Genomic DNA, 1,680 nt, shown 5'->3' on the forward strand with positions numbered 1-1,680 from the left:
GTGGGCGGGGAGGGCGGTGACGAGCTCCTGGCCGATTTCCAGTTCACCCAGGCCGGCAGCAGCAGATGAAGATCTCTTCTTCTCCTTCTCCCTTCTGTTTCTGGGGGAGGACGTCCCGGACGTGTCCCGAGGACGTCCGGCGGACACGTCGAGGCCCCTGGCGGCGGCCCGCTCCCGCCGTTTGCGCTCGGCCTCCTTCTTCCGCTTGTCGAGCACTCCGACGTAGCGATCACACAGGGTGAGGCGCACGCCGTCGTCTTCACGGATCAGGATCCGGGCGCGGAGGAGGGCGGACCAGAAGGCGCCGGGGGTGCCCGTCCAGCGGACGGCGGACTCCAGCGCTTCAATCCACACGGCTTCGTCCGCGGACGCGTCCCACGCTTGTCCGCCGGACATGTCCGCGGACGGTCCGAAGGACACAAAGCGCCCTTCGGGCAGGGCCTGCACGGCCCAGATTTGAAGCTCCACCATGGCGCCCAGGAACGCGCGCCGGTCCATGCCCAGCACGCGAGCGGCGCCAATCACCGCGAGGCTCATGGGGAAGCCCACGTCCACCTGCACCCAGTCCAGACCCGCCACGTCCACGCCTCCCATCCCGGACGCACCTGCGTGTCCGGTCCCGTGTGCCCTGGTGCCCGTTACGGGCGTCCGTCCCTGCCCGCTGTCGTGGGTCGTCCCCCGGTCCGCTGATCCGGCGTTGATCGCATGGACCCGGCCGGAAGCCGGGCGCCACACGAGCGCAGGAGGTGGGATGGGGGAGGGGGATGATCCACGGCTCCGCGATCTGTGTCGTGGATCCCTGGCCGTCTACCCCCTGGGTTCTCCAGCGGACGTCCGATCTCTGGACGCTACAAGGCGCTACAGCAGGACCGGGTGGATCAGGGCCCGTTCACCTGGAGGTTGTCGATGGCGAGGCCGCAGCCGACGCCGCCGGAGGTGCTGGTGAGCTGGATGCGGGAGGTGGTGCTGGTGGCGTTGAACACGTAGGAGCGCGCGCTCCAGGACGCGGACGCGTTGGAGAAGCTGGCGCTGGACGGGCCGTAGTTGATGGTGGCGGACCGGGACACGGTGGCGCAGGCGGGGCTGTTGGACACGTAGAAGGACACCGTGTAGCCGGCGCCCACGACGGTGGGCACGTCCTGGTACAGCGAGCCCGCGCCCAGGCCATTGAGGTCAATGGACTGCACCCCGTTCTGCGGCGTCTTGTACGTGTTCTTCATCACCTTGATGCCGGAGGTGATGGTCCAGCCTGGAAGCGCGGTGCTGCCGGCGTTGAGGACCACGTAATTGAAGTTGCCGATTGCGTTGTTCTCGAAGCTGCCGTTGGAGGCGACGTTGATGCCCTGCTCGACGTTGCCGAGCTCGGGCTCCTGGATCACGGCATCCGGGCCGCCACAGGCCGTCAGCGCGAAGAAGCCAAAGCCCACCACCGCGCTGCAACGCAGCACTTTCTTGCCATTCATATGAGGTGATTCCCCCTGAGATGTGTTTCGACCGGGTGTATTGCTCCGGTGAAACACATCACATGGGGTTCACATTCAGTGTGTCAGGCTTCACTGCATGGACTGCCAGGCCGGTTGCTGTGCAGGCGGGCTAAAGGGCTGTGCAGCCGCCCGTGGGTGGAGGGCTGATCACGGCTGTGGGACTCAGCGAGCAGGACTGGACGCTGCGCAGGTAGAT

1 protein-coding gene and 1 pseudogene are annotated in these 1,680 nt (G+C 66.8%); both read right to left on the reverse strand.

Features of this window, described 5'->3' with window-relative positions; translation table 11 throughout:
* A pseudogene (locus D7X55_RS39265) lies at positions 1-594 on the reverse strand (hypothetical protein); the annotation flags it as partial.
* Between the two features lie 284 nt (positions 595-878).
* Positions 879-1,463, reverse strand: coding sequence for a DUF642 domain-containing protein (locus D7X55_RS39270; protein ID WP_121725687.1), 585 nt, complete (start codon positions 1,461-1,463; stop codon positions 879-881).
* Positions 1,464-1,680: the final 217 nt, after the last annotated feature.

It is taken from the genome of Corallococcus sp. AB049A, assembly GCF_003668885.1.
Lineage (GTDB): Bacteria > Myxococcota > Myxococcia > Myxococcales > Myxococcaceae > Corallococcus > Corallococcus interemptor.

Bases quoted from the DNA above. Each gene is read 5' to 3' on its own strand.
- D7X55_RS39270 (WP_121725687.1), bottom strand. From the start codon at position 1,463: ATGAATGGCAAGAAAGTGCTGCGTTGCAGCGCGGTGGTGGGCTTTGGC.